The sequence below is a fragment of the Pseudonocardia lacus genome (assembly GCF_018531445.1).
In the GTDB taxonomy this organism is placed as follows: domain Bacteria; phylum Actinomycetota; class Actinomycetes; order Mycobacteriales; family Pseudonocardiaceae; genus Pseudonocardia; species Pseudonocardia lacus.
Map to the genome: position 1 here is coordinate 1 of NZ_JAHDTH010000117.1, position 25,814 is coordinate 25,814.

Here is a 25,814-nt window from a genome sequence, read left to right on the forward strand (position 1 = left end):
CGGGCGGCCTGCGCCTCGGCCGCGACCCTGGCCTCCTCGGCGCGCCGGGCCTCCTCGGCCACCCGCGCCGCCTCCGCCACCCTGGCCTCCTCGGCGAGGCGGGCCTGCTCGGCGGCGGCCGCCTGCAGGTCGGCCGCCTTGACCAGCCCGGCGGCGTCGACGACGAGCGGCTGCACCGCGGCGATCGAGGCGACCTGCTCGGGGGCCGCGACGCCGACGACGGGCTCGGGGCCGAAGACGTCGCCGAGTGCGGTGCGGAGCGCGGTGGCCCCGTCGGCGACCACCGGGGCGCCGTGCACCAGCAGTTGCTGGCCGGCGGCGGCGACGGTCGCGCCGGCGACGGCCAGCGCCACCAGCCGACCGGGCTTGGCCGTGCTCTCGGCGAGCCCGCCCGCGGCGATGTGGACGTGCGGGACGGCGACCGCCAGCGCACCCTCCACCAGGCCGTGGGGACGGGCGCGCCGGCCGTGCGGGGAGCGGTGCCGGGCCACGTGGTTCCTTCCGGGTTGTACGACGGGATCCATCGGCGGGGGCGGTTGCCCCCGGATCCGCGACCGTGATCAACTCGTTATCACTGCGGTCCGACGCTAACCGCGCCGTTCCCCGTCCGGGTGTCCTGAGCCGTTCGGCTGAGGCCGGGGGACGACGCCCTGCGACGAACGCCGGCACGATCGGGTGATCGGAGCCGGGCCGCGCCGGGTACCGCTCGTCCTGCCGCACGTCGCCGCGCGAGCGCCGTCCGTCCGCCGATCGTGGTTACCGGTCGGTACGCGGGACCGCGCGTACCGCAGCTCGTCGCGCCCCGGCTCCCGCGCACCGCGGTTCCCGGCGGTCGCGGTCTCTCCCGCCGGCCCGTCGCCTCCGGCTACGGGCGCGGGGCGCGGGCCTGGATGGCGGTCAGCGCGATCGTGTAGACGATGTCCTCGACCTCGGCGCCGCGGCTGAGGTCGTTCACCGGCTTGGCCAGGCCCTGCAGCATCGGGCCGATGCTGACGACGTCGGCGCTGCGCTGCACCGCCTTGTAGGTCGTGTTGCCGGTGTTGAGGTCGGGGAAGACGAACACGGTCGCCTTCCCGGCGACCGGGCTGCCCGGCCGCTTGCTGTGCCCGATCGAGCCGACCGCGGCGGCGTCGTACTGCAGGGGGCCGTCGACGGCCAGGTCCGGGCGCCGCTCGCGGACCAGCGCGGTGGCCGCGGCCACCTTCTCCACGTCGGCGCCCGCGCCGGAGACCCCGGTGCTGAAGCTGATCATCGCGATGCGCGGCTCGACGCCGAGGGCGGCGGCGCTCTCCGCGCTCTGCACGGCGATGTCGGCGAGTTCCTCGGCGGTGGGGTCGGGGTTGATCGCGCAGTCGCCGTAGACGACGACCTCGTCGCGCAGCAGCATGAAGAACACCGAGGACACCAGCCGGGCGCCGGGGGCCACCCTGATCAGCTCCAGCGCCGGGCGCACCGTCGCCGCCGTGGTGTGCACGGCGCCGGCGACCAGGCCGTCGACCTCCCCGGCCTCCAGCATCATGGTGCCGACGGTGATCGGGTCGCCCAGGCGCTCCTGGGCCATCGCGGGGGTCATGCCCTTGTGCGCGCGCAGGGCGACCAGCCGGTCGACGTAGCGGTCGGCCACCTCCGCCGGGTCGACGACCTCGACGCCGCCGGGCAGGGCGAGGCCGGTCGAGCGCAGCGTCGCCTCGAGCGCGGCGGGGTCGGTCAGCAGCAGCGGGCGGGCGATGCCGCGCTCGGCGCAGGAGACGACGGCCCGGACGGTGCGCGGCTCGGCGCCCTCGGGCAGCACGATCCGGGCGTCGGCCCGGCGGGCGGACCCGACGAGGCGGTGCCGGAACGCGGCCGGCGTGAGCCGCCGGCGCCGGCCGGCCCCGGCCAGGGAGTGCAGCCACTCGGGGTCGAGGGCGTCGGCGACGGTCGCCGCCACCCGGCGGGCACGGTCGAGGTCGTCGGCGGTCAGTTCGGGGTCGATCTCGTGCAGCCGCACGGCCGTCGGGTAGGTCAGCTCGTCGACCACCAGGATCGGCAGCCCCTCGACCGCCGACGTCAGCGCCAGCACGTCCGGGTGCGGCTCGACGCCCGCGGTCAGCAGCAGCCCGGCCAGCCGCATCCCGTTCATCGCGGCCAGGCAGGCGGCCATGACGACGTCGTGGCGGTCGCCCGGCACGAGCAGCAGCGCCCCGTCGCGCAGCCGCGCCAGCAGCCCCGGTACGGCCTGGGCGCAGACCAGCACCTCGGACACCCGCCGCGACCCGTCGCCCGCGACGAGCGTGCGCGCCCCGAGCTCGCGGGCCACGTCGTCGACCCTCGGCCAGGTGACCTCCGGCCGGAACGGGACGGCGCCGCCCAGCGGGATGTCGTGGCGGGCAAGTGCGTCGGCGATGGCGGCGGCGTCGGCGTCGGCGGGCACCCGGGTCACCACGCAGCCGGCCACCCGGCGCAGCTCCCCGGAGCGGTAGGGCGCCGCGGCGATCGCGACCGACTCGGCCAGCGCTGCCGGGTCGGCGCCCGAGGAACCGTCGGCGACCAGCAGCACGTCGGCGTCCAGGGCGCCGGCCAGCGCCGAGTCGACCCGGGTCGACCAGACGTGCTCGGGCGAGGGCACCAGCCCCTCGACGACCAGCACGTCGCTGGCGGCCTGCGGCTCGACGAGTGCGACGATGCGCTCCATCAGCTCGTCCTGGCGGCCGGCCCCCAGCAGCGCCGCGGCCCGGTCGGCCGGGACGGGGTCGGGCGGGCGCAGCCGGGTGAGCGCCCGGGCGAGCGCGGCCGAGGAGTCGCCGGCCGGCCCGGAGCGCCGGGGCTGGGCGATGGGTTTGACGAACCCGACCTCGACGCCGGCCCGGTCGAACGCGGTGACCAGGCCGAGGCAGGTCGAGGTCAGGCCGACGCGGCGGCCGGTGGGGACCGCCAGCAGGGTGCGCGCCACGCGGTCAGGCTACGTCCGCCCCACCCGCCCACGCCCGGGCCAGGTCGCTGATCCCCAGCACGCGCAGCGTCCGCGGGCCGAGGACGCCGTCGGTCGCCAGGCCCGTGCGCCGTTGCAGCTCGCGCACCGCGGCCTCGGTCGCCGGGCCGAAGTCACCGTCGACGACCAGGCCCAGGTACGGGCACCAGGCGGCCAGCAGGCGCTGCGCCTCGGGGACCGCCCCGCCCCGCGCGCCCCGGCGCAGCACGGGTCCCGGCGTCGCGGGCGGCGGCGGCGTCCCGAGCGCCGCGACGAGCTCCGCAGCCCGCTGCGCCGGCACGATCACCTCGACGTGCATCTCGTCCGGTCGGCGGTGCAGCGCGCCGCTGCGCAGCCCGAGCGAGGCGGCCTTGCGCGTCACCGCGACGCGGAACCGGCCGAGCGTGCCCGCCCGACCGGTCGGGTGCAGCGGGGCGTTGAGGTCGACCGCGGTGCCGCTGGCGTGGTTGGACAGCGCGTCGCCGCCGTGGACGCAGCGGTAGGAGTAGCCCTCGCACCAGTCGGCGTGCAGCGGCTCCACGGTGCGGTGCCACCAGAGGGCCATCTCCAGCAGCAGCGGGGCGACGTCGGCGCGCAGCGCCAGGTGGACGTCGGTGCCGGGCACGACGAACGTGCGGATGTCGAGTTCGGTCCGATCGCCGGCGGGCCAGCCGTTCCGCGAGGTCGCCATGTGGATGAGGATCGCGGCGGGGCACGCGATGTACGGCAATACGTAGAACTGCGTACGGGCGGCGACGGATCCGGGCGCGGGGCCGGCCTGCCATGCTGCCGGCCGTGATCGACTCCCCGCGGCCGCGCCGGCGCGTCGCGCGCGTCCTGGGAGTCGTCGTGGTGGCGCTGAGCGTGCTGGCGGCCTGCCGGGTGGCGTGGGTGGTCGCCGTCCCGACCGGCGACGGCGAGCGCGCCGAGCAGGTGCGGTTCCTGGAGTCGGCGCTGGCCGGCGGGGCGGGCGAGGACATGCAGGCGCTCTTCCCGGAGGGCTACTTCTTCACCCACGTGCTCACCGGCCTGGCCGCGGCCCGGCCCGCCGCGCCCGGCGACGCCGACGCGCTGCGCGTGGCGCGCACCGCCCTCGACGCCCTGGGCTCGCCGGCGGGTACCGCCCCGTTCCCGGCCACAGCGCAGCCGGCCAACGGCGTGTTCTGGGCGGGCTGGTCGCTGGCCCTGGCCGTCGAGGTGGCCCGGCTGTCCGAGCGGGCGGAGGACCGCACCGACGTGGCCCGACGCGCGGGAGAGTTGCGCGACGCGCTGACCGCTGACGCCGACGGCTTCCTGGAGGCCTACCCGGGGCAGGTCTGGCCGTGCGACACCGTCGTCGCGGTGGCGGCGCTGGCCCGCTCGCGCGCGGTCGCCGCGGTGCCCGGCGTCGACGAGGCGGTCGAATGGTGGACGGCGCGGACGCGCGCGGTGCGCGACCCGGCGACGGGCCTGCTGCCGCACCGGCTCGCCGCCGACGGCACGGTGCTGGAGGGGCCGCGCGCGTCGTCGCAGGCGCTGATGCTGGCTTTCCTGCCCGACATCGACCCGGGCGCCGCCGCCACCGACTACCGCCGGTTCGTCGAGGCGTTCGTGGTGCGGGAGCTCGGGCTGGTCGGCGTGCGGGAGTACCCGGTCGGCACCGAGGGGGAGGGCGACGTCGACTCGGGGCCGCTGATCGCCGGGGTCTCGCTGAGCGCCTCGGCCGTGGCGCTGGCGGCGGCGGACCGGCAGGGCGACACCGGCCTGGCCGCGACGCTGGACGCGGAGGCCGAGTTGTTCGCGCTGCCCGTTCCGTGGTTCGACGGGCGCCGCTACGCGTTCGGGCTGCTGCCGGTGGCCGACGCGTTCCTGGCCTGGGCGCGGGCCGAGCCCGCTGCCGCGGGCGGAACGGGCCCGACGGACGCGCCCGGCTGGCTGTGGCCGGTCTGGCTGCTGGTCGCGCTGCTCCCGGGCGCCGCGCTGGTCCTCGTCCCGCGCACGAGGCGACTGCTCGTCCCGGCCCACTCCACGGGGTGAGCGCAAACCGGGAGATCGTCAACGGAGGGTGACGGCTGTTCACCTGAACGTCGCGAGCCGGCCCCCCAGGGGTTGACAGCGCATGACACGATCGCCCGATCGGTTGGTCCCGCCCAGCCACCGGCCCGCTCCCCCACCGGCCGCGTCCGTTGCTCCCCCGTTGACGGACGGTGCGGCAGAAAGGCACACGTGTGACTTCGCGCGCGCTGCGCGGCTCGACGACGTCCAAGCACAGGAAGGTGGCGACCCCCGACGCCCCCTCCGCCGACCGCGCGGTCTGGGCCGACGCGGCCAAAGGACTGTGCATCCTGCTCGTCGTCAGCTGGCACGTCATCTGGAAGCACTACCTCTACGTCGACTGGGAGTTGCCGATCCCGCTGCCCGAGGCGTGGAGCGTGTTCGGTCGGATGCTCCTGCCGATGCGGATGCCGCTCTTCTTCGCGATCTCGGGAATGTTCGCCGCCGCCGCCGTGCACCGACCGTGGGCGGTGGTCACGCGGACGCGCGTGGCGCGGTTCCTCTACCTCTACATCGTCTGGCTGCTGGTCCACACGGCCGTCATGGCGCCGGTGCCGGTCCCGTTCGACACCGAGATCGCGCGCGACGGCGCGCAGCTGCTCGAACAGCTCACCATGACGCCGACGGCGCTGTGGTACCTGATGGCGCTGGCGGTCTACTTCGTGATCGCGAAGCTGCTGCGCACCGTGCCCGCCGCGCCGGTGCTCGCGGTCGCCTTCGTGCTCTCCGCGGCCTCGGCCGCCAACTGGATCGACTCGCCGGGCAACCGCGGCGCGCTCTACCAGAACCTGCTGTTCTTCCTGGCCGGGCTGTACCTGCGCCGGCACGTCGTCGACCTGGCCGACCGGACCAGCTGGGTGCGGGTGGCGGTGACGGGCGCCGCGCTCGGCGCGGTGCTGGCGGCCATGGTGGGGCTGAACGCCAAGGAGGTCCCCGGGGTGTGGCCGGTCTCCGGCGCCATCGGGACCGTCTTCGGCATCACCGTGATGGCCAAGCTGTCCGGCGTGCGGCGGATCGGTCGGCCGATGGCCGCGCTGGGCCGCCAGACCCTGCCCATCTACGTCATCCACATGCCGGCGCTGGTGCTGGCGCACTGGGCCCTGCTGGGGCCGTTGGGCGCCGGGCCGCTGCCCGTGCGGTTCGGGCTCGCCGTGCTCGAACCGGTGCTGCTCACCGCGGCCCTGGTCGGGGTCAGCCTGGGCCTGCAGGCGCTCGCGCACCGCGTGCGGGCCGGGTGGCTGTTCGAGCTGCCGGGCGGCGCGACGTCGGTGGCCGCCGCCGCGGCGGCGGACGCGCCGCAGGCACCCCCGGTGGCCGACCCGACCGTCCCGATCCCGGTCGTGCCGATCGCCCACGTCCGGGCCTCCTGGCCCGACGACGACGTCACCATGCCCGTGTACGCCTCGCTCCGGCCGCACGCCGACGCGCTGACGATGCCGATGCCGCGCGTGCGGGCCGAGACCGCCGCCGCGTCGTGGACCCGGTGAACGACCGCCGGCCCTATTCCGGCCACCGTTTCAGCGGCGCGTTCCGGCGAACGGATTCCCGCATTGGTCGGGCCGCGCGTGACGACCGGGGACCGGCGCGCCGCGGCCGCGGAACGCGCCGGACCCGGTCCATCCGGCCGCGGGGGTACGCCGTGTGACGTGCGCGTCCGTTCGCGCGACACCGACCTCCGGGATAACGGGTATCCGCAGCGGTTTGGGCACGCTGCGTACGCGGGAGAACCGGCGTCCCGCGGTCCGCTGCAGGTCGGAGGCTCGCCGGCCGTGCGGCTCGCACATCCGCCCGGGTGTGCGCGGGGTTCGGTGGAATGGTGGACAAAGGCACTGCCCGCCCCCTCCGGCGCAGCTTCCACTATGGTGGTGGTAAGCGCTGGCGAGTAGCGCTTTGCCGCCGGTCCGGAGTTCCTCCGCCGGGCGGCGCCAGGTTGGATCAGCGAGCGAATGGACGTGGCAGTGGCACAGCGAATCGAGACCCGACTCGTCGACGACCTGGACGGGTCGACCGCCGTCGAAACGGTCCGCTTCGCGTTCGAGGGCCGCGAGTACGAGATCGACCTGTCCGAGGAGAACGCCGCCCGCCTGCGCGACGGGCTCGCCGAGTTCGTCGCCGCCGCCCGCCGCGCGGGCGGTGCCCGCCGCGGCGCCGCCGCGGCGCAGCGCCCGGCCAAGCGCGGCTCCTACGACCGGGAGCACGCCGTCGCCGTGCGCGAATGGGCACGGGCCAACGGCTTCGAGGTCTCCGAGCGCGGCCGCATCCCGAGCGCGGTGGTGGAGGCGTACGACAAGCGCCACGGCGCGGAGGAGTCCGCGTCGGGGAACGACACGGCCGGCGACGCCGAGGTGACCGCGGTGCCGGCCGATGACGAGCCGAAGAAGAACCGGCCCTCGGTCACCGACCCCTTCGCCGTGAGCCAGGCCGCCAGCTGAGGCCCGCCGGCCCGCACCCGGCCAGCTGCCGGGTGCAGCCGGGCGGCGAGGCCGGCGATGCTGTCGCCCTCGGCCACCCGCCCTACGACCCGTCGACGACCGGCCCCTCGACCTTCTCCTTGATCGAGGTCAGCGTCCGCTCCAGCCCGGCGCGGATGCCCGGACCGTCGGCGCGCTCGGTGTGCAGCCGCACGGTCACCTCCGAGCCGTCACCGGCCGGCTCGACGCGCAGGTCGCCCCGGTAGCCGTTCGGGCCCTCCGAACCCCACGTCAGGGTCCGGCGCTCGGCGTCGCGGGTCATCCACGCCTCGCCCTCCCGGTGCGCGCCCTCCACCTCGGCGACGACGTGCACCTCCTCGCCGCCGTGCGAGCTGGCCCCGGTGAGCTCGGCCTCGCGCATCGTGGCGAAGTAGTCGGGGAGGTTGTGCACGTCGGACAGGTAGTCGAAGAGCTCGTCGGGGTCGGCGGTGACGGTCGCGGTGTGCTCGTAGTCGCCCATGGCGCTCCGGTACCCGCTGGTGAGAGGTCTACCCCCCGGCGGCCGAGCGGTGGACGCCCGCCGACCCGATCAGGACCAACGGCCCTAGTGCCGACCGGGGCGACCCGGTGGACTGGTCGCCGTCCGGAGGCGCGTACGAGCACCAGGGAGGCCCTCCATGACCGACACCAGCACGATCGCGGTCGTCCTGCGCGGCCCGGCCGACGCCGTGCTCAGCGTCGAGGGCCACCTCACCGCCCCGGTGGTCGGGCGCGTGCAGGAACTGCTCGCCACGGTCGTCTCGACCGGCGTCCGGCACGTCATCGTCGACCTGTCCGGCGCGCACGGGGTGCCCGGGGAGCTGCTGGAGACGCTGCTGCTGACGTCGTGGTCGCTCGCCGAGCGCGGCGGCTGGCTGCTCGTCGAGGGCGCCGACGACGTCGACCCCGGCTCGGCGCTGCTGCACGCCTTCCGCGCCTACCGCGAAGTCGTCGCCGCCGTCTGAGGTCGCGCCCCGTGACCGGCCGTCGTCGGGCAAGCTTCTCCTCGACGGGGCGGAGAGCGGAGGAGGGCCGGTGACGAGCGGCGAAGCGAGTGGGCACCCGCGGGCGATGTCGGACGTGCTGTCCAACCTGCGCCTCGACGAGCTGCTGCGGGAGGTCCAGGAGCGGCTCGTCGAGATCATGCGCACGCGCGACCGCATGCAGCGCCTGCTCGACGCGGTGCTCGTCGTCGCCGAGGACCTCGACCTCGACACCACGCTGCGCCGGATCGTGCAGGCCGCCGCCGACCTGGTCGACGCCCGCTACGGCGCGCTGGGCGTGCTCGGCGCGGGCGGCGGACTGAGCCGCTTCCTGCACGTCGGCGTGGACGACGAGACCCGGTCGCGGATGGGGACCCTGCCCGAGGGCAAGGGCCTGCTCGGCCAGCTCATCCTCGACCCGCGCCCGCTGCGGCTGGCCGACCTGGGCAGCCACGAGGCCTCGGTCGGCTTCCCGCCCAACCACCCGCCGATGCGCACGTTCCTCGGTGTGCCGGTGCGGGTGCGCGACGCCGTGTTCGGCAACCTCTACCTCACCGAGAAGGCCGGCGGCGGCGAGTTCACCGCGGCCGACGAGGCGGTGGTCGAAGCGCTGGCCGCGGCGGCGGGCATCGCCGTGCAGAACGCCGACCTGTTCGAGCAGGCCCGCGGCCGGCAGCGGTGGCTGGCGGCGTCCGCGGAGATCCAGGGCGAGCTGCTGGCCGGCGCCAGCGACGCCGACGCGCTCGCCCTGATCGCCCGGCGCACGCTGGAGCTGATCGAGGCCGACACCACCGCGATCCTGCTCGGGCCCCACCCCGACGACCAGGCCTTCCACGTGCGGGCCCTGGCCGGCCCGGACGGCACCGACCTGATCGGCCGCACCGTCGACAGCGGCGACGCCCTGCTGCGCGAGGTCGTCGACGGCCGCGCCGCGGTGCTCGCCGGCCGCGAGGGCGACGTCCTGGACGGCCTCGGCGACGGCCCGCCGCACGGCTCGGTCGTGGCGGTGCCGCTGCAGTCGCAGGAGTCGGTCACCGGGGTGCTGGTGGCGCTGCGCCGGGTCGACGCGACCCCGTTCCAGCCCGGCGTCGTGCCCCTGCTGACCTCCTTCGCCGACCAGGCCACGCTGGCGCTGGCCCTCGGCGAGCGCAGCCGCACCCAGCGCAAGCTCGACGTCTTCGCCGACCGCGACCGCATCGCGCGCGACCTGCACGACCACGTCATCCAGCGCCTGTTCGCCACCGGCCTGCAGTTGCAGAGCACCCTGCGCCGCCTCGACGACCCCACCGTCCGCGACCGCGTCCAGCAGGCCGTCGGCGAGCTCGACCGCACCGTCCGCGACATCCGCACCGCCATCTTCGACCTGCACACCCTCGACGACGGCACCGCCACCGGCCTGCGCAGGCGGCTGCTGGACACCGCCGCCGAGGCCGCGGCCGGTTCCGGCATCTCGCCCGCCGTCCGCATCTCCGGCCCGATCGACGCACTCGTGCCCGACGCCGTCGGCGTGCACGCGGTGGCCGTGGTCCGCGAAGCGGTGAGCAACGCCGTCCGCCACGGCCGCCCGACCAGCATCACGCTGACGGTCGAGGCGGGCGACGGCGCCCTCGTGCTCGACGTCACCGACGACGGCTCGGGCATCGACCCCGGCGCCGCCCGCAGCGGCCTGCGCAACCTCGACGACCGCGCCCAGGCCTGCGGCGGCACGCTGACCGTCGGTCCGATCCAGCCGCACGGCACCCGGCTCACGTGGCGGGTGTCGCTCGATGCCGAGGTCTCTTAGCAGTTCGGGTTGTGGGGTGTTGATGGTTTCCGGGGCCTCCGGCGTGGCCGCCTCCGGCTCTTGAGGCGTTTGAGGGGCCTCCGGCGTTTGAGGGGCCTCCGGCGGCGCCTTCGCGGCGGGCGACCTCTGATCGAGCAGGGGCTCCGAGGGATTCGTGGGCGCCAGCGCCCCACAACTCAGCGACCGGCATGGGTGAGCCTCCGAACAGGCTCGGCCTGAACCGGGCACGGTGAATCCGGATCCGGGGTGATTCTCGGATGCCGCCGTGGTGTGCGATTTGCATCGACCCAGGCGGGAGGGATGAACTCCGGTAGTCCGTCGGCTGCGATTCTCACCGTCCAGGCGGTGGCATGGATTTCGCGGTGATGCAGCCGGCACAGCATGACCAGGTTGTCGACCCGGGTGGCTCCGCCTTGTGACCATTCGCGGATGTGGTGGATCTCCGACCAGCTCGGTGGTCGGTCACATCCGGGGTGGGCGCATCCGCGGTCCCGGGCGGTGATGGCCTTCCGGATGGCCGGTGGGATGATCCGCTGGGTGCGTCCGACGTCGAGGGGTTTCCCGGTGCCGTTCATGACGATCGGGGTGACCGCGGCGTCGCAGCACAGCATCCGCAGCCCGGCCGGGTCGAGGTGGCCGCCGAAGTCCAGGCAGGCGGCCTGGGCGCGGTTCTCCAGGTCGGCGAGTTCGACGGTCAGCAGCAGGTGCGGGCGCCATCCGCCGGTGCTGGGCAGGACCTTGTCGCCGTGATCGGCGACGAACCCGCACACCTCGGCCAGCGCGTCGGCGGCCCGCTCCGGGCCGGTGCGCTGGTCTTCCGCGGTCCGCGGCGCGGCCTTGGCGTCGATCACCGCGGCGATCGAAGCGAACCGGACCGGGTCTTCGATGATCCCGTGGATCTTCCCGCCACCACCGGGTAGCGGGGTGAGGTGCAGCTCGTTGACCTGCACCGGCTCCCGGTCCTCGTCGGAATCGACCCGGTCGTAGGCGTGCACCAGTTCGGTGCCGTACTTGGCCAGCTCACGGGCGGTGCTGGTGCCCGCGGCGGCGGCGATCTGCTGCTCGATCCCGGCCCACGCACCAGCTGGAAGTCGCCGCGCCACGGCCGAGCCGGCGAGCTGGGCGGTCCGGTCGACCTGCTCCAGGCTCGCGGCCCCCGCGCGGAACGCGGCGGCCATCGCCGGTGAGGTCGCCGCGTCGAGGTGTTCGGCGACCCGCACGATCTCCCGCGCCCGCCCCCGGTCGACGCCGAGCACGGAGGCCACGGCCGATTCCGGCCGGGCATGGCCCGCGGCGGCGAACGCCCCGCTGCGCCGGAGCACCGCGACCGTCTCGACCTGGATCTGCGAGACCAGTCGACTCAATTCCCGAGTGGCGGCGAGTGCGGCGATCACCTCGGAGGCGTCCATCCCGGAACCGTTCTCGCGTAAACGCGCGGCAACCTCGCGGAGGAGGTCGCCGGCGGTGGCGAGTTCGGTCGGGATCATGTCTTCGATTCTACTCGCACAAACGTTCGGGGTCGAGGTTTTACGCAGCGGGACAACAGGCGAGTCTTCGCGCAAGCAATGGTGTGTGCGCACGCAAAATGCGCCCCTCCTGGGGTACGGCCGGCAGCGCAACCACGCTATCGATAAACCCAACCGGACCACCGCAGAACGGAGGAGAAGCTGCGAACAGGACCACCACCCACCAGGCCCGCCCACCGCAGCCCGCGCTACGCGGCGAAACCTCGTCCAAAGCCGGCGCAACCTCGGGCGTCCCGATCCCGAAGGGGGTTGCGGACGACCCACCCGCCACGCAGGATCAACGCTCGTGGACCTGCGGCTCGTCGCGCGCTTGCACGTGGACCTGTGCCGCCTCCAGTCCGCGGCGTGTCCTCGCTGACGATCCTCCACGCCGCCCAGCTCGTTCCTCCACACCGCTCAGCTCGATGCTCCGCACGGCCCCGTCGCCGTACGTCCGCACGCCCCCGCCGTATCCCGGGAGAGCCATGTCCACCACCCTGCGTCCGGTCCCGTCCACCCCCGCCGCCGCACTCGACGTCGAGCCGCTCGGGCCCGCGTTCGGCGCGATCGTCCGACTCGACCTCGGCGCCGCCGACGACGACCAGATCGCCGCGGTCCGGCGGGCGCTCACCGCCTACAAGGTGCTGTTCTTCCGCGACCAGGCCCTCGACCCCGACACCCAGATCGCGTTGGGCAACCGGCTGGGCGAGCTGACGGCGTCGCACCCGGTGGTGCCCGGCCTCGACGAGGCGCACACCGAGATCTACGCGCTCGACAGCGCCGACAACGGGTTCGCCGACGTGTGGCACACTGACGTCACCTTCGTGAAGCGGCCGCCGCTCGGGTCGATCCTGCGCGCCGTCACCCTGCCGCCCACCGGAGGCGACACCCAGTGGGCCGATCTCGAACTGGCGTACGCCTCGCTGTCCGAGCCGGTGCGCCGGTTGGCCGGCGAGTTGACCGCCGTGCACGACGGCACCCGCGAGTTCGGCTACTACCTCGCCCAGCGGCGCGGTGGGCGCGGCTCGCAGTGGGAGGGCGAGACGTTCACGGCGTTGGAGCCGATCGAGCACCCGGTCGTGCGGGTGCACCCGGAGACCGGGCGGCGGTCGCTCTTCGTCAACCCGGGGTTCACCAGCCACATCGCGGGCGTCTCCGACGCGGAGAGCCGCCACCTGCTGGACCTGTTCTACGCCCACATCACCAAGCCGGAGCACATCGTGCGGCACCGGTGGGCGGTGGGCGACGTGGCGATGTGGGACAACCGGGCCACGGTGCACTACGCGAACCGCGACTACGGCGGCGCGCGGCGGGTGATGCACCGGGTCACCCTGCGGGGTGAGGCGCCGGTGGGTGTCGAGGTGCTGCGCGGGCTGCCGGCGAGCGGCTGATCGCGCTCCGAGTGGCGGCGGCGGGCGGTACGCGAAAGCATCCGGGCACTCCCGACGCCGACGGAAGGGGCCGTCCTTGACCCTCGTCGCGAGTGCCCGGCGGGCCGGTGCGCTGCTGGCCGGCCTGGTCCTGGCGGTCGCGCTGGGTGGCTGCTCCACCGGCTCCGGCACCACCGTGCGCGCCGCCCAGTTCCCGTGGAGCGCGGCCAAGCTGACCAACGCGATCCTGGCCGAGGTCGTGGCCGCCCACCCGGAGCTGGGCGTCGACCGGATCAAGACCATCCAGGTGGGCCCGGCGACGGCGTGGGCGGGGGCGCAGCGCGGCGACGTCGACATGCTCAGCGAGGTCGCCATGCCCAACCAGGAGAAGCTGGCGGCCAAGGCGGAGGAGCGCATCGGCCTGGTGCACGAGACCTACGGCGAGGCCGGCCAGGGCTGGTTCGTGCCGACCTACGCGCTGGAGCCGGGGCAGCCGCTGGCCGGGCTGCGCAGCGTCACCCAGCTGAACGACTACGCCGACGCGCTGGGCGGGCGGCTGGTCGACTCCGACCCGAGCTTCATCACCACCGAGCAGAACGCGAAGCGGCTGGCCGGCTACGGGCTGCGGCTGGAGCAGATCACCTCCAGCGAGGCGGCGCAGCTGGCCGAGCTGCGCCGCGCCTACGAGCGCCGCGAGCCGATCCTGGTCTACCTCTACCACCCGCACTGGGTGTTCGAGGAGTTCGAGCTGACCCAGCTGGAGGAGCCGACGCCGTACTCGCCCGACTGCTTCGAGACCGGCAACGGGGCCTGCGCCATGCCGGCCTACGCCGCCTGGACGGCGAGCAGCAAGGAGCTGGCCGGGGCCAGCCCGCGCTTCCAGGAGCTGCTCACCCGCTTCGAGCTACCACTGGGGGACATCGAGGTCATGTTGAAGGCCGTCGACGTGGACAACGAGGACGTCGAGGAGGTCGCCCGGCGCTACGTCGCCGACCACCCCGACCTGGTCCGGCAGTGGGTGGGGCCATGAGCACCCCGACGACGGCGCGGGCCCGTCCCGAGAGCGCCGAGACCGAGCGGGTGATGATCCGCTGCGAGGGGCTGACGAAGGTCTTCGGGTCCGGACCGGCGGCCACCGAGGCGCTGGAGCTGTCCCGGCAGGGCGTCGGGCGCAGCGAGATCCAGAAGCGCACCGGCGTCACCCTGGCCGTGCACGACGTGTCGTTCGACGTGCGGCCCGGCGAGCTGTTCGTGGTGATGGGGCTGTCCGGGTCGGGCAAGTCGACGCTGGTGCGGCTGCTCAACCGGCTGATCGAGCCGAGCGACGGCACCATCGAGATCGACGGCCGCGGCCTCGGCGGCCTGGACGACGCCGAGCTGCGCGAACTGCGCAACCGGCGGATGAGCATGGTCTTCCAGCACTTCGCCCTGCTGCCGCACCGCACCGTGCGGCAGAACGCCGAGTACGGGCTGCAGATCCGCGGGGTCGGCGAGGCGGAGCGGCGCGAGAAGGGGGAGTGGGCGCTGGAGCAGGTCGGCCTGGCCGAGCGCGCCGACGCGCTGCCCGGCCAGCTCTCCGGCGGCATGCAGCAGCGGGTCGGGCTGGCCAGGGCGCTGGCCAGCGACACCGACGTGCTGCTGATGGACGAGCCCTACTCGGCGCTCGACCCGCTCATCCGCCGCGACATGCAGGCCCTGCTGCTGCGGCTGCAGCGCGAGCTGAACAAGACGGTCGTGTTCATCACCCACGACCTCAACGAGGCCATGCTGCTGGGCGACCGGATCCTGCTGCTCAAGGACGGCCGCCTGGTGCAGGTCGGCACCGGGCCGGAGATCCTGGCCTCGCCGGCCGACGACTACGTGGCCGACTTCGTCGCCGACGTCGACCGCACCCGCGTGCTGACCGCGCAGGACGTGATCCACCCGCCGCGGGTGACCGCCCGGCTCGACGACCGCCCGGCCGACGTGCTGCACCGCCTCGGTCAGGCCGAGGCCACCGCCGCCTACGTGCTCGACGACGATGACCGCGTCCTCGGCGTGGTGCACGACGACTGGCTGGCCCTCGCCGAGGCCACCCGCACCCAGGAGGTCTCCCGGGACAGCCTGACCGACGACTACCTCACCACCGCCGCCGACCGCCCGCTGATCGACATCCTGCAGCAGGTCGGCCGCCACCCCGTCCCGCTGGCCGTGGTCGACGACGGGGGCAAGCTGGTCGGCGTCGTGCCCCGGGCCGCGGTCCTCGCCGCGCTGGTCACCCCGGGCAGGAGCTGACATGCCTCGCATCGAACTCGGCAGCTACGTCGAGGAGTTCATCACCTGGCTGCTGCGCGCGATCCCCGGCGTCCTGGACGCGATCAGCGCCGTGGTCACCGCGATCACCGACGCGCTGACCCTCGTGCTCACCGGCCCGCCGTTCTGGATCTGGATCCCGGTGCTGGCCGTGGCCGCGCTGCTGGTGCGGGGGGTCGGGCTGGCGGTCTACACGCTGCTGGCGTTCCTGCTGATCTGCTCGCTGGACCTGTGGGCGGAGACGATGGAGACGCTGGCCGTGGTGCTGGTCGCCGCGGTGATCGCGACCGCCGTCGGCGTCCCGCTGGGGATCTGGGCGGCCCGCAAGCGCGCGGCCAGCACCGTGCTGCGTCCGATCCTCGACTTCATGCAGACCACCCCGGTGTTCGTGTACCTGATCCCGGCGGTGTTCTTCTTCGGCATCGGGGCGGTGCCCGGCGTCGTCGCCACCACGATCTTCGCGATCCCGCCCGCGGTCCGGCTGACCGAGCTGGGCATCCGCGGCGTCGACCCCGAGGTCGTCGAGGCGGCGCACGCCTTCGGCGCGCACCCGCGCCAGATCCTGCGCGAGGTGCAGCTGCCCATGGCGCTGCCCTCGATCATGGCCGGGATCAACCAGGTGATCATGCTGGCGCTGTCGATGGTGGTGGTCGCCGGGCTGGCCGGCGCGGGCGGCCTGGGCACCACCGTGGTCAGCGCGGTGACCCAGCTCGACATCGCCGCCGGGTTCGAGGGCGGCCTGGCGGTGGTGCTGCTGGCGATCTTCCTCGACCGGTTCACCGCGGCGCTGGCCCAGCGGCCGCTGAAGGGGTACTGGTCGAAGCTGCGCAACCGCGAACCCGCGGCCGCCGCTCCGACCCCCGCCCCCGTCGCCTGAGGGGCCCCGTCGAGAACGAAGTTGTCGTGATTGTGGACCGGTCCACCGCGCGACAACGTCGTTCTCGACGGGAGGGTGCGGGGTCACGACCCGCAGGCCGGTGGTGGTAGTCGCAGGGCCACCATCGGGGCGCCGGCCGCGGGTAGGTTCTGGTCGTGGGCGACAACGAGCTGGGCGCGTTCCTGCGCACCCGCCGCACGGCCCTCTCGCCGGCCGCGGCCGGGCTGCCCGCCGGTCCGCGGCGGCGCACGCCGGGCCTGCGCCGGTCCGAGGTGGCCATGCTGGCCGGGGTCAGCGTCGAGTACCTGATCCGGCTGGAGCAGGGCCGCGACCGCCGCCCGTCCGCGCAGGTGCTCTCGGCGCTGGCCGACGCCCTGCAGCTCACCCCGAACGAGCGGGTGCACCTGCACAAGCTGGCCCGGGGCGCCGAGGGCGGCTTCCTGTGCACGGGTGGCGCGGCCCCGGTGCGCACCGTGCGCCCCACCGTCCGGGCCGTCCTCGACCACCTCGAACCGGCGCCCGCGGTGCTGCTCAACCGGCTGACCGAGGTGCTCGCGCACACCGCCGGGTACCGGCACCTGGTCGGTCCGATCGGGCTGCTGGACGACCCGGTGCCCAACCTGGCCCGCTACGTGCTGACCGACCCCCGCGCCCGCGACGCCTTCCCCGACTGGTCGCACGTCGCCGACGAGCAGGTCGCGACCCTCAAGCACGGCCCGTTCCTGGCCGACCCGCACATCGCCGCACTGGTCGACGAGCTGACGGTGACCGCGGGGGCCGCGTTCACCCGCAGCGCGGACGCCGTGCACGCGCTCCCGCGCTCCACCGGGGTGCTGCGGCTGCGCCACCCCGAGGCGGGCGAGCTGCGCCTGGCCTACGAGACGCTCGACCTGACCGTCGACGACGACCAGCGCCTGCTCGTCCACCTGCCCGCCGACGACGCCACCGCCGCCGCGCTCGCCGGACTCGCCCGCCGCCGCACCGACCCGTTGCGCGTGGTCTCCGGCTAGCCCGCAACCCCGAGAGGAAGCCATGAGCCTGAACGTCCTGGGCGTCGTCGCCGGACCGGAGCCGGGCGGTCGCACGGCGGCCGCCGTGGCCGGCGTGCTGGCCGGCGCGGAGAAGGCCGGCGCCGCCGTGTCGCAACTGGAGCTCTCCCAGGCCGGTGCGGACGGCGTGATCGCCGCCTTCGCCGACGCCGACGCCGTCGTGTTCGGCAGCCCCGTCTACCGGGCCACCTACAGCGCACTGCTCAAGGACCTGCTGGAGCGCACCGAGCGGGGCAAGTGGGGGGAGAAGTCGGCGCCGCTGCAGGGCACCGCGGCCGCGACCGTGCTCACCGGGGCCAGCGGCCACCACTTCCTGGCCGTCGCCGACCTGCGCTCCGTGCTGGCCGGCTTCTTCGCCGTCCAGGTGCTCTCACCGGGGCTGTACTTCGACCACGGCGGCTACGTCGACCGCTCCACCCTCACCGAGGACAGCGCCACCCTCGCCGGTGCACACGGTGCCGCCCTGGCCGATCTGGCCGCGGCGATCAAGGCGTCGGCGGCGCTGAGCGCGATCACCCCGCAGATCTGAGCGCTCCCCGCAAGGGGGTCGCCCGGCTCCGGCGGTGAGCTTCGCCGCACGGTCGGCACCGCCCCTACGTGCGACGATGACGATGATGCATGGAGAACGAACTCCGGCCGACAGCACCGGACTGGGCCCGCACATCGCCGCGCTCACCGCTCCCGACGGCGAGTTCGCGCTGGACGAGGTGGAGGTCGACGGCGTCCCCCAGCGGATCTACCGGCGCGGCCCGCACACCCTGCGCGAGATGCTGCTGGCGACCGCCGACCTCGGCGACCGCCCCTTCACGGTCTACCGCGACGAGCGCCGCAGCTACGCCGAGCACCTGCGGCTCGTCCTCGGCCTGGCCGCCGCCCTGCGCGACGAGTACGGCCTGGTCCCCGGCGACCGGGTCGCCATCGCCATGCGCAACTACCCGGAGTGGAGCCCGGTGTTCTGGGCGACCCAGGTCGCCGGGCTGGTGGCCGTGCCGCTCAACGCCTGGTGGAGCGGCCCCGAGCTGGTCTGGGCGGTCGGCGACAGCGGCGCCGCGCTGGTCGTCGCCGACGGCGAGCGCGCGGCCCGGCTGACCGGGCACGTCGACGTCCCCGTCGTCCGGGTGCGCGGCGAGGGCGCGTCCACGGCCCGCGAGTGGGACGACCTGGTGTCGACGCTCGACCTGACCGCCCCGCCCCCGGACGTCGACGTCACCCCGGGCGACCCGTCCACGATCCTCTACACCTCCGGCACGACCGGCCGCCCCAAGGGCGCGGTGCACAGCCACCGCAACCACATCACGAACGCGCTGAACGTGCTGCTGACGGCGCGGGCCATCGCCCGGGCCACCGGCAGCGCCCCGAGCACCGCCCAGCCCGGCACGCTGCTGAGCTACCCGCTGTTCCACATCGCCGGGCTCAACTCCCTCTACGGCGCCGTGCTGACCGGCGCGAAGATCGCCACCCAGTACCGCTGGGACGTCGACGAGGCCCGCGCGCTCGTCCGCGACGAGCGCCTGACCGCTGCCGCCGGCGTGCCGACCACCATGCGCGAGCTGGCCGAGGCCGCCATCGCCAACCCCGACGACATGACCACCCTGACCCGCATCGGCATGGGCGGCGCCCCCATCCCCGCCGAGCTCGTCGGGCGCATCGACGCCGCGCTCGGCCCGCGCACCTTCGCCGCCAACGGCTACGGCTCCACCGAGACCACCTCGGCCATCTGCGCGAACTCCTGGCGCGACTACGTCGACCACCCCGACAGCGTCGGCCGCCCCGCCCCCGGCGCCGACCTGCGGATCGTCGACCCCGCCGACCTCACCGACCTGCCCGACGGCGAGATCGGCGAACTCTGGTTCCGCGGCCCGAACGTCGTGCGCGGCTACTGGCGCAACCCCACGGCCACCGCCGAGGCCTTCGTCGACGGCTGGTACCGCACCGGCGACCTCGGCTTCGTCCGCGACGGCTGGGTGCACGTCGTCGACCGGCTCAAGGACGTGGTGATCCGCGGCGGGGAGAACGTCTACTGCGCCCAGGTCGAGGACGCGCTGCAGAGCCTGCCGTGGGTGGTCGAAGCCGCGGTCTACGGCCTGCCGCACGCGACGCTGGGTGAGGAAGTCGCCGCCGCGGTGCGGACGGCTCCGGGGGCTGCGCGGGATGTCGAGGCGTTGCGGGCGGCTGTGACGGAGCGGGTCGCCGGGTTCGCGGCGCCGACGGCGGTGGTGTGGTTCGACGGGGAGTTGCCGCGGACGGCTACCGGGAAGGTGCTCAAGCGGGAGTTGCGGGAGGGCCACGGGTGAGGGGCTCGGCGGCTTGAGGGTCGAGGGGTCTTCGGCGGTTTTGAGGGGCCTCCGGCGGCGCCTTCGCGGCGCGCGACCTCTGATCGAGCAGGGGGCTTGGGGAGGGTGCCGGGCTTCCCGTTCGGTCCGTGCTTGGGGGTGGGGTCGTCTTCGCAGGGGCGGTGGGGTCTTCGCAGGTGCTGTGGAGCCTGCGAAGACCATGGCGACTCTGCGAGGACGATTGGGGGTGCGCGCGGACGCCCTGCGGCACCCACCTGGTGCTGCGAGGGGCACCCACCTGGTGCTGCGAGGACGCCCCCGCGGCCCCGCCGGGCCGCGAAGCGGCCCCGCAGGCCCTTCAGTACCGCCGAAAGCGCCTCAGGACACCGCGGCGATGTCCAGGATCCGCACGGTGCCCTCGTTGAGGTTGGTGACGTAGGCGCGCTTGCCGTTCGGCATGACCGCGATGCTCGTCGGGCCGTCGCCGGTGTTGATCCGGGCGGTGATCTGGTTGGTCTCCGCGTTGATCACGTCGACGGTGTCGGCCTCGACGTTGGTGGTGTAGAAGAACCGGCCGTCGGGGGCGTAGGCGACGTCCTGCGGCTTCGTGTCGACCGGGACGGTCGCGACCACCTGGTTGGTCGCGGAGTCGATCACCGAGACCTCGTTGCTGTCGTAGTTGACCACCGCGATGCGGCTGCCGTCGGGGGAGACGGTGGTGCTGTGCGGGCTGACGCCGACCGGGATCTCGGTGACGACCGCGTCGTTCGACGCGTCGAGCACCGTCACCACGCCGGACTCGTGGTTGGCCGTGTAGATGAACCGGCCGTCCTTGCCGAACGCCACCCAGTGCGGGTTGGGGGCCACCGGGATCTCCTTGACCACCTCGGCGGTCTCGGTGTCGATGACGTCGAGGCGGCCGTCGTCGTGGCTGGGGACGTAGAGCAGGCGGCCGTCGGGGGTGGTCGCCGAGGCGAACGGCCGCTTGCCGACCGGGACCTCGCCGATGACGGTGTTGGTGCCGGTGTCGACGAAGACGACCAGGTTGAGCGTGTAGTCGGGGTTGAACACGCTGATGTAGGCGCGCTCGCCGCGCGGGGAGAACGCCACGAACTGAGGCGGTCCCTGCGGGATCGGGATGGTCGCGGTGACCTTGTTGATCGTCGTGTCGAGCACGGTCACCACGCCGGCGCCGCGGTTGGCGATGTAGGCGAAGCGGCCGTTGGGGGCCATGTGCATGTAGCCCGGGGTCGGGCCGACGGGGATGGCGTCGCCGACGGTCGGCACGGCGATGCTCGCGGCGGGTGCGACGGGCGGGGCGGTCGTCTCGGCGGGCGGCTCCGGCCCGGTGGACTGGCTGGCCGAGGCGCGGTCGGGGGGCGCGGCGATGCCGTTGCTGGTGTTCGCCGGGTCGCCGAAGGGCCGGAACCAGATGACCGCGATCGCGGCCAGCGCCACCACCAGCACGGCGGCCGCGGCCAGCAGCGTGCCGCCGCGCCGCTTCGGCGCGGACGAGGGGGCCGGGGGCAGCGGGGGCGGCGTGCCGTTGTGGTGGTCGTCGACCGGTGGCGGGGGCGCGCCGTTGTCGGGGCGGCCGTAGCCGGCCCCGCCGACCAGCGCGCCGGGGCGGACGACCTCGGTGCGGTCCTCGTGGCCGTTGGAGCGGGCGACGACGGCCGTCGGGCCTTCGCCGTCGGGTGAGCGGGTGGCGGCGCCCGCGGTGGACGTGCCGGCGCCGGCCGCGGCCGCGACGGCCCCGGTGGACGCGCCGGTCGCCGCGGTGGCGACGGCAGCGGTGCTCGACGCGGTGCCGAAGACGGCCACGCGGGCGGCTGCGGCGAGTTCGCCCGCGGTGGCGAAGCGGTCCTCGGGCTGCTTGGCCATGCCGCGGTTGATCACGTCGTCGAGGGCGGGCGGCAGGCCGGGGACCATCTCGCTGGGCCGCGGCGGCTCGTTGAACAGGTGCGCGTACATCAGCGCCGGCAGGTCGCTGCCCTTGAAGGGGCGGGTGGCGGTGAGGCACTCGTGCAGCAGGCAGGTCAGCGAGTAGACGTCGGTGCGGCGGTCGATGCCGCTCATGGTGAACCGCTCGGGCGCCATGTAGTCGAGCGTCCCGACGGCGGCGCCGGTCATCGTCAGGGAGGTGCCGGCGGTGCCGATCGAGCGGGCGATGCCGAAGTCGACGACGTAGACGAAGTCGTTGCGGGTGAGCAGGATGTTCGACGGCTTGACGTCGCGGTGGACGAGGCCGTCGTCGTGGGCGGCGTCGAGCGCGTCGGCGACCTGGCCGATGAGGGTGACCGCGCGGCCCGGGTCCATCGGGCCGTCCTGCAGGACCTTGCCCATGTCGGTGCCGTCGACCAGGCGCATGTCGATGTAGAGCCGGCCGTCGATCTCGCCGAAGTCGTGGATCGGGATGACGTGCGGCTCGCGCAGCCGGGCCGCGACGCGGGACTCGCGGCGGAACCGGCTGGTGTACTCCGGGTCGCCGGCCAGGATCTCGGGCAGGAGCTTGATGGCGACGTCGCGCTCGTGGCGCGAATCGTGCGCGAGGTAGACCTCGCCCATCCCGCCGGTGCCCAGCAGCACGTCCAGCCGGTAGTGCCCGAATTCGCGGGGGAGCATCTACGCCCCCTTCGGTGAGTGTCGGCGGCCGGTCGATCGACGGTGTGAGAGGTCGTTTACCAGGAGGAAGCCCTTCACCACGGTACCCGAGCCCCCACGTTCCCCGGGTGCGTTCTGCTGGTCCGGGAAGAATAATGCGCCCCCGCCGATGGGTAAAGCGACGCCCCGATCGATGATCCGACCGTTATCCGGCGCCCGGCGTGATCGGTTCGAGCAGGCGGTGCGGTGCGCGCAGGACCAGGCTGACCGCGTCGTCGCGGCGCGTCGAGGCCGCCGGGCCGGGGTGGATCTCCAGGTCCTCCGGGCCGGGGTGGGCGCCGCACCCGGGGCAGGCGCCGGTGGGGTCGACGGTGGCGCCGCAGGTCGCGTGCACGAACAGCCGGCGCGGCCCGTTCGGCGCGCGGAAGCGCTCGCCCCACTGGACCAGCGCGAACACCGCCGGCCACAGCGCGCGGCCCTGCTCGGTGAGCAGGTACTCGTGGCGCCCGGGGCGGTACTCGCGGCGTTCGAGCAGGCCGGCGGCCACCAGGTCGGCCAGGCGCGCGGTGAGCACGGCGCGGGAGATGTCGAGGTGGGCCTGCAGGTCGGTGAACCGGCGGACGCCGAAGAAGCAGTCGCGCAGGACGAGCAGCGTCCAGCGCTCGCCGACGTCCTCCAGCGCGCGGGCCAGCGAGCAGTCCTGGCCGGCGTAGTCCTTGCCGAGCGCCATGCGACCGAGCCTACAGGTTCGGTCTGTTGACCGGACCGTACCGGCGTGGTTCGGTGAACGAACCGAGCAACGGTTCGGTGACCAGACCGATGGAGCTGCCATGTCCGTGAAGACCGAACCGGCAGGCGCCGAGCAGGCCCGCACCCTGGGCCTCGCCGCGGCCGGCACGGTGCTGGCGATGATCGCCTACACCACCCCGCTGGCCACCCTGGCCAGCACGGCGACCGGGCTCGGCGCCGGGCCCGACGCGCAGGCGTGGATCCTCAGCTCGATGAGCGTCGGCCTGGCCGTCGCGCTGCTGCCGGCCGGCGCCGTCGGCGACGACCACGGGCGCCGGCGGATGTTCGCGACCGGCGCCCTCGTGCTGGCCGCGGCGTCGGTGCTGGCCGCGCTGGCGCCGGGCGCGGGCACCCTCGTCGCGGCCCGCGTGGGGCAGGGCCTCGGCGCGGCCGCCATCCTCGCCTGCAGCCTCGGCCTGATCGGCCACGCCTTCCCGGCCGGTCCGCTGCGGCTGCGGGCCACCGGGGTGTGGGGGGCGGCCGTCGGGGTCGGCATCGCGGTCGGCCCGCTGGCCGCGGCCGGGCTGGACACCGCGGTCGGCTGGCGCGGCCCGCACTGGCTGATCGCGGTACTGGCCGCGCCGCTGGCCTGGGCGGCGCACCGGCTGCTCGCCGAGTCGCGCGGCGACCGCCGCCAGCGCGTCGACCTGCCGGGCGCGCTGCTGCTCGGCGGAGCGCTCACCGCGCTGCTGGCCGGGCTGGTGGAGGTCCGGCTGGGCTGGGGACCGGCGGTGGTCGCCCTGCTGGGCGGGGGCGCGCTGCTGGCGGTGGCGTTCGTGCTGGTCGAGCTGCGCCGCCCGGCGCCGATGCTCGACCTGCGGCTGTTCGCCCGCCCGGACTTCACCGGCGCCGCCGTCGCCGCCGTGGCCACCGGGGCGGGGATCATCGCGCTGATGTCGTTCATGCCGACGCTGCTGCAGCGCGGCTACGGGCACGGCGCCCTCTACGCGGCGGTCCTGCTGCTGGCGTGGTCGGCGACCAGCGCGGTCACCGCGCTGCTGGCCCGCAGGCTCCCGGCCCGGTTCGGCGCGCGGGCGCAGCTGGCCGCGGGGCTGCTCGGCGTCGGGATCGGCCAGGCGATGCTCACCGGGCTGGACGCCGGCGCCGGCGCGGCCCGGATGCTGCCCGGGCTGCTGGTGGCCGGGGCGGCCAGCGGCGTGCTGAACGCCGCGCTGGCCCGCCAGGCCGTGGCCAGCGCGCCGGTCGGGCTGGCCGGCGTGGGCAGCGGCACCAACAACACCGCCCGCTACCTGGGTGCCGCCGTCGGCGTGACGATCGTGGCGGTGCTGGCCGCGCACCCGGAGCCGGCGGCGATGGTCGCGGGCTGGAACGCCGCCGCGCTGGTGACGGCGGCCGTCAGCGTGGTCGGCGCCGTCGTGGTGCTGCTCGTGCGCCCGCGCCGGGTCCCCCGGGACGCGGGAGAGCCGCGTTCCCACCCGCAGCGGGCGGGAACGCGGCTCTCCTGAACCAGCGGACCGGGGGTCAGCCCGACTGGGCCGACTGGCGGACGGTGCCGGCGGAGTCGCGGGCCTGCTCCTGGACGTGCCCGGTGGCCGCCCTGCCCTCCTCGGCGACGGTCTGCCCGGCGTCGACGGCGGTCGAGCGGACCGACTCGACGGCCTCCTGGGCGGGGCCGGCCAGGTTGTCCTTGACCTCGTTCGCCACCTGGGCCAGCGGCTGCCCCAGCTCGGACGCGCGGTCCTTGGCCTGCGCGGCCAGCTCCTGCTCGCGCCGGCTCGCCGGCAGCAGCGAGGAGGCCAGCCAGCCGACCCCGAACGCGATCAGTCCGGCGGCCAGCGGGTTGCCCTGGGTCTGCTCGCGGACGGCCTGCGGGGCCGCCTGGACCGCGCCCGCGGCGCTGGACGCCGCGTCCGAGACGGTGCCGGCCGCCGACGACGCCGCGTCGGAGACCGTGCCGGCCGCCGAGGACGCCGCCCCGGAGACCGTGCCCGCCGCGTGCTGGGCGGTGTCGTGGAACCCGCCGCCGGAGCCGCCGAGGTGGGTGCCGCTGTAGGTGGTCGTCGGGTTGCTGCCCATGACCCTGTCCTTCCAGCGTCCCGCGGTGCTGCGGACGCGGTCGACGCGGCGGTTGACGATGGCGCCCGGGCTGACCTTCTCGCCGAGCACGTTGACGTCGTCGCTCAGCCGGGCCTGGGTGCGCTCGATCTCGCGCCGGATCTGGTCCGGGTCGTTGGTGTTCGGGGTGGTCATGCCGAGCCTCCTCGGTTGCCCTTGAGGGCGTCGGGAACGTTGCTGAGGGTGTCGACCGTGCGCTCGGGCTTCGGGTGGACCTGCTGCATCTTCGAGCGACCGACCGCGAACAGGGCGCCGGCGATGATCGCCCAGAGCACGGCGACGATCAGCCCGGCCCAGCCGGCGTCCATCACGTTGGACAGCCCGGCGTAGAGGGCCATCGACAGGAACATCAGCACGAAGAACCCGGCGACGCCGGCGCCCGCGAACAGGCCGGCGCCCTTGGCGGACTTCGAGACCTCCTGCTTGACCTCGGCCTGGGCCAGCGCCAGCTCCTGGCGCATCAGGGTGGACAGGTCGCGGGTGACGTTGCCGATCAGGTCGCCCAGCGAGGTGTCGCCGACGTCGGCGGACCGGTCCGGCGTGCCCAGGCGGTCCGTGGCGGCCGCGTCCGGTGCGTAGGCACCGCTCGTCGGCGGGGTGGGGACGGTCATCGGGGGCCGTCCGACCGGGGCCGGGGCGGCACGCCGCCGCGCTCGAGGTCGTCGACGTACTCGCCGACGGTGGTGCCCTCCGGCCGCAGCGCGTGCGCGGGACCGCCCGGGCGGGGCGGCACCTCACCGGGCAGCGGCGGCGGGACCGGGGGCGGCCCGGCGGGTCCG

The 25,814-nt window shown here is 74.8% G+C and carries 21 protein-coding genes and 1 pseudogene; 13 read left to right on the forward strand and 9 right to left on the reverse strand.

Annotation, left to right across the window (positions count from 1 at the left end; all coding sequences use genetic code 11):
- The 3 genes from KIK08_RS23220 to KIK08_RS23230 all read right to left on the reverse strand — a co-directional run.
- On the reverse strand, positions 1-491 hold a 491-nt coding region (locus KIK08_RS23220; RefSeq protein WP_214405350.1), incomplete at its 3' end, for a hypothetical protein.
- Positions 492-865: 374 nt separating this feature from the next.
- Positions 866-2,932 (reverse strand): phosphate acetyltransferase, encoded by a 2,067-nt coding sequence (gene pta / locus KIK08_RS23225; RefSeq protein WP_214405351.1) that lies wholly within the window; start codon positions 2,930-2,932, stop codon positions 866-868.
- Between the two features lie 4 nt (positions 2,933-2,936).
- Positions 2,937-3,641, reverse strand: coding sequence for a peptidoglycan-binding protein (locus tag KIK08_RS23230; protein ID WP_214405352.1), 705 nt, complete (start codon positions 3,639-3,641; stop codon positions 2,937-2,939).
- 104 nt (positions 3,642-3,745) lie between these two features.
- Here KIK08_RS23230 and KIK08_RS23235 point away from each other — a divergent pair, with 104 nt between their 5' ends.
- The 3 genes and pseudogenes from KIK08_RS23235 to KIK08_RS23245 all read left to right on the forward strand — a co-directional run.
- Complete coding sequence (locus KIK08_RS23235) at positions 3,746-4,966, forward strand: hypothetical protein (RefSeq protein ID WP_214405353.1); 1,221 nt, start codon at positions 3,746-3,748, stop codon at positions 4,964-4,966.
- A gap of 239 nt (positions 4,967-5,205) precedes the next feature.
- The gene (locus KIK08_RS23240; protein WP_214405354.1) at positions 5,206-6,471 is read left to right on the forward strand and encodes an acyltransferase family protein; all 1,266 of its coding nucleotides are present in this window, start codon (positions 5,206-5,208) and stop codon (positions 6,469-6,471) included.
- Positions 6,472-6,942: 471 nt separating this feature from the next.
- Positions 6,943-7,281: pseudogene (locus KIK08_RS23245) on the forward strand (histone-like nucleoid-structuring protein Lsr2); the annotation flags it as partial.
- Between the two features lie 217 nt (positions 7,282-7,498).
- Here the strand turns inward: KIK08_RS23245 and KIK08_RS23250 are convergent.
- Positions 7,499-7,915: an SRPBCC family protein gene (locus tag KIK08_RS23250; RefSeq protein WP_214405356.1), complete on the reverse strand. Its 417-nt coding sequence runs from the start codon at positions 7,913-7,915 to the stop codon at positions 7,499-7,501.
- Positions 7,916-8,072: 157 nt separating this feature from the next.
- On the opposite strand from KIK08_RS23250, the gene KIK08_RS23255 reads away from it, so the two are divergent.
- Both KIK08_RS23255 and KIK08_RS23260 read left to right on the forward strand, forming a co-directional pair.
- On the forward strand, positions 8,073-8,399 hold the full coding sequence (locus KIK08_RS23255; protein WP_214405357.1) for a hypothetical protein: 327 nt from the start codon (positions 8,073-8,075) through the stop codon (positions 8,397-8,399).
- 70 nt (positions 8,400-8,469) lie between these two features.
- Positions 8,470-10,200 carry a sensor histidine kinase gene (locus KIK08_RS23260; RefSeq protein WP_308257823.1) on the forward strand — a complete coding sequence of 577 codons (1,731 nt, stop codon included), beginning with the start codon at positions 8,470-8,472 and terminating at the stop codon, positions 10,198-10,200.
- A 176-nt stretch (positions 10,201-10,376) separates the two neighbouring features.
- On the opposite strand, the gene KIK08_RS23265 is transcribed toward KIK08_RS23260, so the two are convergent.
- Positions 10,377-11,687: an HNH endonuclease signature motif containing protein gene (locus KIK08_RS23265; protein WP_214405358.1), complete on the reverse strand. Its 1,311-nt coding sequence runs from the start codon at positions 11,685-11,687 to the stop codon at positions 10,377-10,379.
- Positions 11,688-12,190: 503 nt separating this feature from the next.
- Between KIK08_RS23265 and KIK08_RS23270 the strand changes: the two genes are divergently transcribed.
- The 7 genes from KIK08_RS23270 (at position 12,191) to KIK08_RS23300 (ending at position 19,587) form a co-directional block, all read left to right on the forward strand.
- On the forward strand, positions 12,191-13,096 hold the full coding sequence (locus tag KIK08_RS23270) for a TauD/TfdA dioxygenase family protein (protein ID WP_214405359.1): 906 nt from the start codon (positions 12,191-12,193) through the stop codon (positions 13,094-13,096).
- A gap of 76 nt (positions 13,097-13,172) precedes the next feature.
- Positions 13,173-14,105, forward strand: a complete 933-nt coding sequence (locus KIK08_RS23275) for a glycine betaine ABC transporter substrate-binding protein (RefSeq protein WP_214405360.1) — start codon at positions 13,173-13,175, stop codon at positions 14,103-14,105.
- Positions 14,102-15,349 (forward strand): quaternary amine ABC transporter ATP-binding protein, encoded by a 1,248-nt coding sequence (locus tag KIK08_RS23280; protein WP_305849603.1) that lies wholly within the window; start codon positions 14,102-14,104, stop codon positions 15,347-15,349. The genes KIK08_RS23275 and KIK08_RS23280 overlap by 4 nt, the downstream gene beginning before the upstream one ends.
- A 1-nt stretch (position 15,350) precedes the next feature.
- Positions 15,351-16,244: an ABC transporter permease gene (locus tag KIK08_RS23285; protein ID WP_214405361.1), complete on the forward strand. Its 894-nt coding sequence runs from the start codon at positions 15,351-15,353 to the stop codon at positions 16,242-16,244.
- Between the two features lie 155 nt (positions 16,245-16,399).
- The gene (locus KIK08_RS23290) at positions 16,400-17,254 is read left to right on the forward strand and encodes a helix-turn-helix domain-containing protein (protein ID WP_214405362.1); all 855 of its coding nucleotides are present in this window, start codon (positions 16,400-16,402) and stop codon (positions 17,252-17,254) included.
- 22 nt (positions 17,255-17,276) lie between these two features.
- Positions 17,277-17,822, forward strand: coding sequence for an NAD(P)H-dependent oxidoreductase (locus KIK08_RS23295; protein WP_214405363.1), 546 nt, complete (start codon positions 17,277-17,279; stop codon positions 17,820-17,822).
- A gap of 85 nt (positions 17,823-17,907) precedes the next feature.
- Positions 17,908-19,587, forward strand: a complete 1,680-nt coding sequence (locus KIK08_RS23300) for a class I adenylate-forming enzyme family protein (protein WP_214405364.1) — start codon at positions 17,908-17,910, stop codon at positions 19,585-19,587.
- Positions 19,588-19,944: 357 nt separating this feature from the next.
- Here the strand turns inward: KIK08_RS23300 and KIK08_RS23305 are convergent, their stop codons facing one another.
- Both KIK08_RS23305 and KIK08_RS23310 read right to left on the reverse strand, forming a co-directional pair.
- The gene (locus KIK08_RS23305; RefSeq protein WP_214405365.1) at positions 19,945-22,191 is read right to left on the reverse strand and encodes a protein kinase domain-containing protein; all 2,247 of its coding nucleotides are present in this window, start codon (positions 22,189-22,191) and stop codon (positions 19,945-19,947) included.
- A 184-nt stretch (positions 22,192-22,375) separates the two neighbouring features.
- Positions 22,376-22,900 (reverse strand): winged helix-turn-helix transcriptional regulator, encoded by a 525-nt coding sequence (locus tag KIK08_RS23310; protein WP_214405366.1) that lies wholly within the window; start codon positions 22,898-22,900, stop codon positions 22,376-22,378.
- Between the two features lie 100 nt (positions 22,901-23,000).
- Here KIK08_RS23310 and KIK08_RS23315 point away from each other — a divergent pair, with 100 nt between their 5' ends.
- Complete coding sequence (locus KIK08_RS23315) at positions 23,001-24,425, forward strand: MFS transporter (protein ID WP_214405367.1); 1,425 nt, start codon at positions 23,001-23,003, stop codon at positions 24,423-24,425.
- Positions 24,426-24,441: 16 nt separating this feature from the next.
- Here the strand turns inward: KIK08_RS23315 and KIK08_RS23320 are convergent, their stop codons facing one another.
- Complete coding sequence (locus tag KIK08_RS23320; protein WP_214405368.1) at positions 24,442-25,170, reverse strand: DUF3618 domain-containing protein; 729 nt, start codon at positions 25,168-25,170, stop codon at positions 24,442-24,444.
- Positions 25,167-25,646 carry a phage holin family protein gene (locus KIK08_RS23325; RefSeq protein WP_214405369.1) on the reverse strand — a complete coding sequence of 160 codons (480 nt, stop codon included), beginning with the start codon at positions 25,644-25,646 and terminating at the stop codon, positions 25,167-25,169. The genes KIK08_RS23320 and KIK08_RS23325 overlap by 4 nt, the downstream gene beginning before the upstream one ends.
- Between the last annotated feature and the right edge of the window lie 168 nt (positions 25,647-25,814).

Excerpts from the sequence above, each read along its gene's own strand:
- KIK08_RS23285 (WP_214405361.1), top strand. The coding sequence starts at position 15,351 with ATGCCTCGCATCGAACTCGGCAGCTACGTCGAGGAGTTCATCACCTGG.
- KIK08_RS23305 (WP_214405365.1), bottom strand. The coding sequence starts at position 22,191 with ATGCTCCCCCGCGAATTCGGGCACTACCGGCTGGACGTGCTGCTGGGC.
- KIK08_RS23270 (WP_214405359.1), top strand. The coding sequence starts at position 12,191 with ATGTCCACCACCCTGCGTCCGGTCCCGTCCACCCCCGCCGCCGCACTC.
- KIK08_RS23250 (WP_214405356.1), bottom strand. The coding sequence starts at position 7,915 with ATGGGCGACTACGAGCACACCGCGACCGTCACCGCCGACCCCGACGAG.
- KIK08_RS23255 (WP_214405357.1), top strand. The coding sequence starts at position 8,073 with ATGACCGACACCAGCACGATCGCGGTCGTCCTGCGCGGCCCGGCCGAC.
- KIK08_RS23300 (WP_214405364.1), top strand. The coding sequence starts at position 17,908 with ATGCATGGAGAACGAACTCCGGCCGACAGCACCGGACTGGGCCCGCAC.
- KIK08_RS23320 (WP_214405368.1), bottom strand. The coding sequence starts at position 25,170 with ATGACCACCCCGAACACCAACGACCCGGACCAGATCCGGCGCGAGATC.
- KIK08_RS23315 (WP_214405367.1), top strand. The coding sequence starts at position 23,001 with ATGTCCGTGAAGACCGAACCGGCAGGCGCCGAGCAGGCCCGCACCCTG.
- KIK08_RS23295 (WP_214405363.1), top strand. The coding sequence starts at position 17,277 with ATGAGCCTGAACGTCCTGGGCGTCGTCGCCGGACCGGAGCCGGGCGGT.
- KIK08_RS23280 (WP_305849603.1), top strand. The coding sequence starts at position 14,102 with ATGAGCACCCCGACGACGGCGCGGGCCCGTCCCGAGAGCGCCGAGACC.
- KIK08_RS23265 (WP_214405358.1), bottom strand. The coding sequence starts at position 11,687 with ATGATCCCGACCGAACTCGCCACCGCCGGCGACCTCCTCCGCGAGGTT.
- KIK08_RS23310 (WP_214405366.1), bottom strand. The coding sequence starts at position 22,900 with ATGGCGCTCGGCAAGGACTACGCCGGCCAGGACTGCTCGCTGGCCCGC.
- KIK08_RS23325 (WP_214405369.1), bottom strand. The coding sequence starts at position 25,646 with ATGACCGTCCCCACCCCGCCGACGAGCGGTGCCTACGCACCGGACGCG.
- KIK08_RS23230 (WP_214405352.1), bottom strand. The coding sequence starts at position 3,641 with ATGGCGACCTCGCGGAACGGCTGGCCCGCCGGCGATCGGACCGAACTC.